Source organism: Ferroglobus sp. (assembly GCF_015521575.1).
In the GTDB taxonomy this organism is placed as follows: Archaea; Halobacteriota; Archaeoglobi; order Archaeoglobales; family Archaeoglobaceae; genus Ferroglobus.
Genome location: NZ_WANY01000007.1, coordinates 1 through 8,226 on the forward strand (window position 1 = coordinate 1; position 8,226 = coordinate 8,226).

Here is an 8,226-nt window from a genome sequence, read left to right on the forward strand (position 1 = left end):
ATTTCAACTACAGCTTGGTTGAAAACTACTGCAGCATATCCTCGATGATAACTCACAAAGGGAAAGGAGCTATAGCCGGAGCAGTGGCTGTTGGAGTCGCTATAGCGATGCTCGTCAACGAGGATTTCAATTTGGAGGAGCTTTTAAGCTTCGTCTCTAAGCACGACAGCCTATTAGCTGAAAAGATAGAGTACGCCTACGAGATAAGGGGTGAAGAAGAGAAAAGAGCTGCTAAGGAGATAGGAAACTCTATAATGAGTTACGATGTAGTTCCTCTTGCTTTCTACTGCTTTTTTTCTTCTAAGAATTACGTAGAAGGTGTAAAGAAGGCGATAAAATGTGGTGGTGATACCGACACGACGGCAGCGATAACTGGAGCTCTCTTCGGAACGAGAGACGGATACGGCAGCATTCCCGAAGCTTTGAGGAGGATAGAAAATCACGACTATCTACTGAGATTGGCTGACAAGCTCTACGAAACGTATCTGAAGATAGCGTCGATAGTTAGGAAGTGAGCTTAGCTTTTCTGAATCTCTCTTTAATTTCCCTCGCCGCCTTTTTCGGATCGTCCGCGTTGTAGATCGATCTACCGACGATTATTCCGTCAACGTACCTTGCAATTTCCTCCAGCTTTCCTTTTTGCATACCAATGCCCGGACTTAGTATTTCAAGATTTTTCGCAACTTCTCTTACTTCCTTAACTCTTTCCGGCTTTGTAGCTGGGGCTATGAGTCCGTGACATCCTATTTCTTTGGCAATTTCGGCTATTTTCCTTGCGAATGGTTTCATGAATTCTTTCGCTCCGTCGTTTGTTAGCTCCGTCACGACGTAGACTTTTCCGTCGTAATTTTCCGCAACCCTAAGTATTTCTTTCAGAACATCTCTTCCGACGAAGCCGTGGCATATTACTGCGTTAGCTCCGTTTTTAAAGGCGATTTCAGCTATGAGAGAACTCGTGTAGGGAATGTCCGCTATTTTAAAATCCGCTATCACCGGCTTCACTTTCGATAGTTCTTTCACTATTCCGATTCCGCAGCTTAAGACGATGGGATAGTTTACTTTTATGGCGTCGATAAAGTCCTTAGTTTTTTCAACGATTTCCAAAGCTTTCTCTCTGCTCGTTAAATCCAAAGCGATGACGAGCATTACACGTACCTCGCGTAAATTGTTGGGAACAACTCCGGCTTTCCGGGTAAGTTCAAAGCAGCGTTGTATTCCTCCATGAAGTCCGGATCCGTGGAAAGATCGAAGTAGGATACGAGCCTTGCAATAGTTTCAGCCAGAAATCTCTTCTTTTGATTTGTTAAAGCCAAATAACATCCTGCCAAACTCCCGTTTCCTATCTGCCTTACTTCAGCCTTCGGGAATTCCGGGAAAAGTCCTATTGTCACGGCATTTTCCATGTCTATGTAATAACCGAAAGCTCCCGCAAGGACAAAGCGATCGATGTCTTCTATACTCAATCCAGCCTTCTTCAGCATTACAGATATTCCAGCGCAAACCGCAGCCTTCGATTTTATCAGCGTATCTATGTCCGTTTGAGTGAAGACTATCTCCTTTCCCGTAGCACTTTCTTCTGCATCGACGACAACGTAATATGGTTCGCTGTCAACCCTAACCCTCGGATTCTTTCTGTCGAGAGTCCCTTGGAAGTCCACTATTCCGTTTTTGAAAAGCTCGGCAAGCAAATCTATGAGTCCGCTTCCGCAAATGCTCCTCGGCTTAACGTTCCCTATGACTGTATATTCCGGCTTGGCATCGTAGCCGTTGATCTTCACGTGATCTATCGCTCCTTCAACAGCCCTGCTTCCGTGCTTTATCTCGTAACCTTCAAAAGCTGGGCCACTTGCAACACTTGTAGCCATAGCCCAACCCTCACTTCCTATTACTATTTCCCCATTAGTGCCGAGATCTACCATAAGCGTGATTTTGTCGTCGCTCGCTATTCCAGAAGAAACGAGATCCGCTACGATATCCCCTCCGATGTACCTGCCAACGAGGGGATAGCAAAATACATCTGCTCCTTCGCTCACCTTCAACCCCAGATCTTTAGCACTCCTAATCTTAGCTTTCCTGTCCACCTTAACGTTTGGAGCGGAGAAGAGGTATTCAACGTCCTCTCCCAAAAAAAAGTGGGTCATCAAAGTGTTTCCGGCAACAACGACATCGTATATTTCGTTTTCCTTAACGTATTCCGCTGAAACTTTCTCGATTAGCTTGTTTATCGAATCAACGACGGCTTTCTGGAGAATTTTTATTCCATCTTTTCTGCTTCTTGCAAATTCCACCCTGCTCAGAACTTCCTCTCCGTAGATGATCTGTCCGTTGTAATCAGAAGCTATGTTCACGACTCTACCAGTGTTCAAATCCACAAGGGCGACGACGATTGTTGTCGTTCCTATGTCCACAGCCAAGCCGAAAAACTTGTCCCTCGTATCTCCTTCTTCAACTGCTATCACTTCTTTTCCTCTCAAAACGAGGGTGAAATCTCCCTCCTCTATTTCCGTTTCACAAGAAAGGGTGTAACCCTTGGAAGCGAGAACTTCGGGGAGAAACGCATTTTTGTAGAATTCCTTCCTAACAGCCGGATTTAACTCAGCTTCGGTGACGAAAAACTCGGAAAGGATCTGCTGTTTTTCAAGCCTCGACTCTGGAGGAATGAAAACTTCAAGATCGCTTAGAATTTTGCTCTGACATGCGAGTACTACACCCTCCTCTTCCTCCTCTTTGCTTACGAACTTTTCGTGTGGTTCCGGATTTTTCTCGACGCTTCCTTTCTTCACTACGACCTTACACTTTCCGCAACTGCCTTTACCACCGCAGAGACTCCTTATACCCTCCCCAACGGACTGAGCTGCTTCCAAAATCGTGGTGAGCTTTTTTACCTTGGCTCTTTTACCTGAAGGGAGGAAAGTAACGGTTAATTCCATAAACAGAGATTACGGAGAAAAATATTTATTGGTTTCCCCTAAAGATTTTTTTAATGAAAGTTTGTGTGGTTTACTCTCCTAAGCTCAAAGATGACCTCCTCATAGGTCCCTGTTTGAAAATATCCGGTTTTGAAAGGGCGATAAGAGAGTACAAGGTCGAGATACTCTCTCCATCCGATAGTTTTGAGGAATTTATGATCTACCACGAGAGAAGACTCGTGGAGAAAGTAAAAAAACTTCCTTTTTCTGAAGCAGTTTTCGAGTCGGCTAAGTGCGTTGTCAAAGCCTCCGAGGCAATTGAAGAGTGCGATCTCGTTATTTTAGCCACCGCCGGAACGGGGCATCAGGCTGAGAGGGACAAGTTTAGAGGGTACAGCTTTTTAAACGATGTTGCGGTTTTAAGGGAGCTTCTCGAAAGAAAAGGATACAGAGTCGCTATTATAGATACCGACGCCCATCACTCGGCTTTGGGAGGAAACTACTACTGCATATGCTTGGAAAGAGGTTGCGTCTGTTACAAAGACAGAACGGAATTCGTGAGGGCTTTCAAAGTTGTCTGCCAGTCTGTTGAGGATTTCGATGCGGTGATATGGTACTTGGGCTTGGACATCTTTGAAGGGGAATACATGGGAGACGGGATCGGAGTCGAAGACCTCAGGGAAATGATCAGATCATTTTTAACAATTAACAGTAAAAAAATTGTAATCCTTGCTGGAGGTTCGAAAGAAGAGGTGGCAGAAGAGGTAACGAGAGAAATTTTGGAGAGTTCATTGATTGATTAATCTTTTATAGCCGCAACCTTACCAAACAATTAGGGGGGTGGGAATGGTAGGTGAGATGATCTTCAGATTCCTTGACACCGTCAAAATGTTCATCGATCAAATAAAAGCCGATATCAATGAGGAGAACTTAAACGAGCTCATTAACGCCATTCAAGGAGCTAAAAGAATTTTTGTAATGGGCGCCGGGAGAAGCGGTTTTGTCGCAAAGGCTTTCGCGATGAGGCTTATGCACCTTGGCTACAACGTTTACGTTGTTGGTGAAACGGTAACTCCGAGGATTGATAAAGAGGACGTGCTAATCGCAATTTCAGGCTCTGGAGAAACTACATCGGTCGTGAACATAAGCAAAAAGGCTAAAGAGATGATAGGCTCAAAGCTCGTGGCAATAACTGGAAATCCGAACTCAAGCTTAGCTCAGATGAGCGACGTAATCGTTTTGATTAAAGGAAAGTTAAAAAACGAAATAAACGATGAGCTTTCTCAAATCGCCCCCCTCGGAACGATGTTTGAGCTTATGAGCTTGATATTTCTTGATGGGCTTGTTGCGGAGTTGATGAGGATCAAAAATTTAAGCGAGAAGGATCTCGCCGAAAGACATGCGGTTTTGGAGTGATAGCATGTTCGAGTTGATTAAGAGGTTGAGCGACGCCCACGGAATTTCGGGCTACGAAGAGGAAGTGAGGGAGATCGTTAGAGAGGAATTGGAAAGCTACGTTGATGAGGTGAAAGTTGATAAGCTCGGCAACATAGTTTGCGTTAGGGAAGGAGACGACTTTAAGATAATGCTTGCCGCCCACATCGACGAGATAGGATTTATGGTGAAGCACATTGATGACAGAGGATTTTTGAGGATAACGCCCATTGGAGGTTGGTTTTCCCAGACGGTTTTGAATCAGAGGGTGATAGTCCACGGAAGCAAGGGGAAGGTTTACGGAGTTGTTGGGTGCAAACCTCCCCATCTGATGAAGGAGGATGAAAGAAAGAAGGTTATTGAGATAAAGGACATGTTCGTTGACGTAGGGGCTGAGAGTAGGGAAGAAGTAAAAGAAATGGGAATAGACATCGGATCGCCGGTAACGATGGACAGAGAGGTCGTTAAGCTCGGGAAGAGAGTTACCGGAAAAGCCTTTGATAACAGAGTCGGTTTGGCTGTTATGATCGAGGCGATGAAGAAAATCGACACTAACGCAACTGTTTATGCTGTTGGGACTGTACAAGAAGAAGTCGGACTAAAAGGAGCAAGGGTTTCAGCTTTTTCACTGAATCCGGACGTGGCTCTCGTCCTCGATTCAGCACCAGCCACAGATTTTCCCGGAGCTGAAAGCGCATACATGGACATAAAACTCGGGAAAGGGCCGGTAATCACGGTAGCTGATGCTTCTGGAAGGGGATTGATCGCTTCAAAGAGAGTTCTGGAATGGTTAAAGGATTCGGCTAAAAAAGCTGAGGTGGAAATTCAGCTTGAGGTTGGGGAAGGAGGAACAACTGATGCCACCGCAATACATCTAACGAGGGAGGGTATTCCTTCTGGAGTCGTTAGCGTTCCGGCAAGATACATTCACACCCCAGTGGAGGTTATCGATTTGAGAGACGCTGAACAAGCGGCGAAGCTTGTTGCTAAAGCTGTAGAAGTGGCTAAGGATTTCTTTTAGAAGCAGATGTTAGGCTACAAGTTAAAACAACGCAGCTATTTTATACCTCTTGCTTTAACTCTCAACGATGGTAAAAATAGCTGTAGCCGGGAAGGGGGGAGTGGGAAAAACTACGATAGCTGCAGTTTTAGCACACCTTTTTGCTAAGGACGGCTACAACGTCACAGCGATAGACTGCGACTCAGCTATGAACCTGCCGACAGCCCTCGGAGTTAACAACGTTAAACCCCTCTCCGAGCTTAAAGACGTAATCGACGAGAGAGTTAGAGGTCCTTTTGGAACTTACAAGCTAAATCCGAAGGTTGACGACATCTTCGAGGCTTATTCCGTTAGAAACGAAGACGGAGTTAGAGTTCTCGTTTTAGGAACTATAGAAAAAGGAGGTGAGGGATGCTTTTGCCCCGAAAACGCTTTTCTCAGAGCTATTTTGAGACATGCTATATTCAGGGAAAAAGACGTCCTTATCATGGACATGGAGGCAGGTATAGAGCATCTCGGAAGGGGGACGGCTAAAGGAGTTGACATTCTCTTGGCAGTTGTTGAACCGGGGATGAGAAGCGTAGAAACGTTAAAAAGGATAGAAAAGCTCGGTGCTGACATAGGGATTACGAGAATAGGCGTCGTGGTGAACAAATTCATAGAAGGCGAGATGACGAGGAAAGTTTTGGAGAAGATAGACAAGCCGATAGTTGGCGTGATTCCCTACAACGAATGTTTTATAAGAGCAGACATTCAGGGAATTCCCCCATACAAGGTTTGCGATCTCAAACCCTTCAAGGAGTTGAAGAGCAAAATTCTCGAAATGATCGAAGATGAGAGTGGGAGTGGTTCTTAGAGGAAAGTACGGGAGAAGAGCAGTGAAAGAGATATCGGAATTCTTTGAAGTTTACACCTACGAGCTTCCTCAGAATTTACCGGAGATAATAGACGAACCAGAAGAGCTTCATTTTCCTGAGGAGCTGTTTAAATGCGATGTAATAGTTAGCTACGCCTTGCATCCCGATGTTAACTACGAAATAATCAGGAGGGCTGCTGGGAAAGTTAAGTACGTTCTACTACCCGGAGGAGCTAAAAGCGGATCTAAAAAGCAGCTTGAGGAACTCGGGAAAAAATACGGGGTAAATGTCCTCGTAGAGAACATTTGCTGTGCAACGCCGAAGATAGATGATCCGGATGTTAAAGAATTCTTCGAAAAGTTTGGAATGCCAGAGTTTGAAATAGAAGTCGAGGACGGAATTATAAAGTCTGTGAAAGTGAAGAGAAGCTCCATATGCGGCTCTTCCAAGTTTGTTGCGGAAAAACTCGTTGGAATGAGAGTTGATGAGGCTCCAACCAAAGCCGGTTACCTCACTCAAATATACCCGTGCTTCGCCTCCAGAGGAATTGACGGGAAAATCCATCGGGCTGCTCACATCCACAAGAGGCAGGTTGAAAAAGCTTTGAAAGATTAATATTTTAATCCCGAACTCGATGGAGGAGTATGGAAGAAAGAGTTTACGTTTTCGTAGTTGGTTCCGCTGGTAGCGGGAAAACGTACTTCACAAAATCCTTTTCTGACTGGTTGGACCTTAAAAAAATAGACGTTTTTACCGTAAACCTCGATCCCGGGGCTGATTATTTGCCCTACTCGGCTGATGTCGATGTTAGGGAGTGGTTCACACTCGAAGAGATAATGAGCAAGTACGACGTGGGACCGAACGGAGCTCAAATTATAGCAGCGGATCTAATAAGCACTAAAGTTAATGAGATAATTGATGAAATAGATTACAACGATCCGACGTTCGTTATTTTCGACACCCCCGGACAAATGGAGCTCTTCACTTTAAGGGCGAGCAGCGAAATCCTCGTAAGTTCCCTCGGAAGGAGAAACTGCATAATGGTTTATCTCTACGATCCCGTGGTTTCAAAAACGCCTTCTGGATTTCTCTCCCTCGTTTTTATGGCTTCATCTGCCGTTTTCAAGCTTGAGATCCCCTACGTCCCAGTTTTAAGTAAGGCTGATTTGTTGCCGGAACACGACCTCGAAAAAATAATCGAATGGAGCACCAACCAAGAAAAGCTGTACGAAGAAATTTCGAGCGTGAAAGGTTTAAGTTTGGAGCTATTCCATGTTTTAAGGGAAGCGGGTCTTTTCCAGCCCTTGATTCCCGTTTCTTCCACGAAAATGTTCGGTTTTGAAGACGTTTACGATGCAATCCAGGAAATTTTCTATTCAGGCGAAGACCTCGAAAGTCTCTACTGAGTCTTGAGAGCGAGATCGTTTTCTTCTCCAGTTCTTATCCTTATCACCCTCTCCACTGGAATCACGAAGATCTTTCCATCTCCGTACTTCCCAGTTCTCGCAGCATTTATTATCGTCTCTACTATCTCCTCCACATCCTCATCCTTAGCCACGATCTCGATTTTGATTTTGTGAAGTAGATCAACTTCAATCGCTCTTCCTCTAAACTGGAGCGTAATTCCTTTCTGCTCCCCCCTTCCCCTGACTTCAGTGACTGTCATCGAAACGAATCCCTTTCTTTCAAGCTCTTCCTTTACTTTCTCAAACCTTTCCGGTCTAATTATCGCTTCAATCTTCTTCATCATACCACCTCACGAGTACGCCTCTTCTCCATGCTGGGAGATGTCCAAGCCCACGTACTCTTCCTCCTCGCTCACCCTCAGTCCAATCACAACATCAACGACCTTGGCTATTATGTAGGTGACGACGAAAGCGTAGGTAATTGTCACAACCACTGCTACAAGCTGAGGAACGAAGTTTCCGTTGAACACTCCGAGCATTAGCATTCCTATCGCTCCTCCAACTCCGTGGATCGCCCAAGCGTCAAGGCTTTCGTCTATCCTCCTCTTCACCCTGAAAAC

At 45.1% G+C, this 8,226-nt stretch carries 10 protein-coding genes and 1 pseudogene; 7 read left to right on the forward strand and 4 right to left on the reverse strand.

Translation table 11 applies throughout. The annotated features are described in order from the left end of the window. Window positions 1–515, forward strand: a 515-nt coding sequence (locus F7C14_RS00280) for an ADP-ribosylglycohydrolase family protein (RefSeq protein WP_290898343.1), incomplete at its 5' end; no start/stop codon positions are given. Here F7C14_RS00280 and pyrF read toward each other — a convergent pair. Both pyrF and F7C14_RS00290 read right to left on the reverse strand, forming a co-directional pair. After that, window positions 505–1,146 (reverse strand): orotidine-5'-phosphate decarboxylase, encoded by a 642-nt coding sequence (gene pyrF / locus F7C14_RS00285; protein WP_290898345.1) that lies wholly within the window; start codon window positions 1,144–1,146, stop codon window positions 505–507. The two genes, F7C14_RS00280 and pyrF, sit on opposite strands and share 11 nt — an antisense overlap. Continuing rightward, complete coding sequence (locus tag F7C14_RS00290) at window positions 1,146–2,930, reverse strand: ASKHA domain-containing protein (RefSeq protein WP_290898348.1); 1,785 nt, start codon at window positions 2,928–2,930, stop codon at window positions 1,146–1,148. The genes pyrF and F7C14_RS00290 overlap by 1 nt, the downstream gene beginning before the upstream one ends. Before the next feature lie 53 nt (window positions 2,931–2,983). Here F7C14_RS00290 and F7C14_RS00295 point away from each other — a divergent pair, with 53 nt between their 5' ends. From F7C14_RS00295 to F7C14_RS00320, 6 genes are all read left to right on the forward strand, one after another. Then, window positions 2,984–3,712, forward strand: coding sequence for a hypothetical protein (locus F7C14_RS00295; protein ID WP_290898351.1), 729 nt, complete (start codon window positions 2,984–2,986; stop codon window positions 3,710–3,712). A gap of 43 nt (window positions 3,713–3,755) precedes the next feature. Beyond that, complete coding sequence (hxlB, locus tag F7C14_RS00300) at window positions 3,756–4,325, forward strand: 6-phospho-3-hexuloisomerase (RefSeq protein WP_290898353.1); 570 nt, start codon at window positions 3,756–3,758, stop codon at window positions 4,323–4,325. A 4-nt stretch (window positions 4,326–4,329) separates the two neighbouring features. Continuing rightward, entirely contained in the window at window positions 4,330–5,364 is a 1,035-nt protein-coding gene (locus F7C14_RS00305; RefSeq protein WP_290898354.1) for a M42 family metallopeptidase, read from the forward strand. Window positions 5,365–5,431: 67 nt separating this feature from the next. Next, entirely contained in the window at window positions 5,432–6,199 is a 768-nt protein-coding gene (locus F7C14_RS00310) for a P-loop NTPase (protein ID WP_290898356.1), read from the forward strand. After that, the gene (locus F7C14_RS00315; RefSeq protein WP_290898360.1) at window positions 6,177–6,815 is read left to right on the forward strand and encodes a DUF166 domain-containing protein; all 639 of its coding nucleotides are present in this window, start codon (window positions 6,177–6,179) and stop codon (window positions 6,813–6,815) included. The genes F7C14_RS00310 and F7C14_RS00315 overlap by 23 nt, the downstream gene beginning before the upstream one ends. Window positions 6,816–6,844: 29 nt before the next feature. Beyond that, window positions 6,845–7,606 carry an ATP/GTP-binding protein gene (locus F7C14_RS00320; RefSeq protein WP_290898363.1) on the forward strand — a complete coding sequence of 254 codons (762 nt, stop codon included), beginning with the start codon at window positions 6,845–6,847 and terminating at the stop codon, window positions 7,604–7,606. On the opposite strand, the gene F7C14_RS00325 is transcribed toward F7C14_RS00320, so the two are convergent. After that, window positions 7,600–7,947: a P-II family nitrogen regulator gene (locus F7C14_RS00325; protein WP_290898366.1), complete on the reverse strand. Its 348-nt coding sequence runs from the start codon at window positions 7,945–7,947 to the stop codon at window positions 7,600–7,602. The two genes, F7C14_RS00320 and F7C14_RS00325, sit on opposite strands and share 7 nt — an antisense overlap. 9 nt (window positions 7,948–7,956) lie before the next feature. Continuing rightward, a pseudogene (locus F7C14_RS00330) lies at window positions 7,957–8,226 on the reverse strand (ammonium transporter); the annotation flags it as partial.

Coding starts and splice junctions, on each gene's coding strand:
- pyrF (WP_290898345.1), bottom strand. CDS start 1,146: ATGCTCGTCATCGCTTTGGATTTAACGAGCAGAGAGAAAGCTTTGGAA.
- F7C14_RS00290 (WP_290898348.1), bottom strand. CDS start 2,930: ATGGAATTAACCGTTACTTTCCTCCCTTCAGGTAAAAGAGCCAAGGTA.
- F7C14_RS00295 (WP_290898351.1), top strand. CDS start 2,984: ATGAAAGTTTGTGTGGTTTACTCTCCTAAGCTCAAAGATGACCTCCTC.
- hxlB (WP_290898353.1), top strand. CDS start 3,756: ATGGTAGGTGAGATGATCTTCAGATTCCTTGACACCGTCAAAATGTTC.
- F7C14_RS00305 (WP_290898354.1), top strand. CDS start 4,330: ATGTTCGAGTTGATTAAGAGGTTGAGCGACGCCCACGGAATTTCGGGC.
- F7C14_RS00310 (WP_290898356.1), top strand. CDS start 5,432: ATGGTAAAAATAGCTGTAGCCGGGAAGGGGGGAGTGGGAAAAACTACG.
- F7C14_RS00315 (WP_290898360.1), top strand. CDS start 6,177: ATGAGAGTGGGAGTGGTTCTTAGAGGAAAGTACGGGAGAAGAGCAGTG.
- F7C14_RS00320 (WP_290898363.1), top strand. CDS start 6,845: ATGGAAGAAAGAGTTTACGTTTTCGTAGTTGGTTCCGCTGGTAGCGGG.
- F7C14_RS00325 (WP_290898366.1), bottom strand. CDS start 7,947: ATGAAGAAGATTGAAGCGATAATTAGACCGGAAAGGTTTGAGAAAGTA.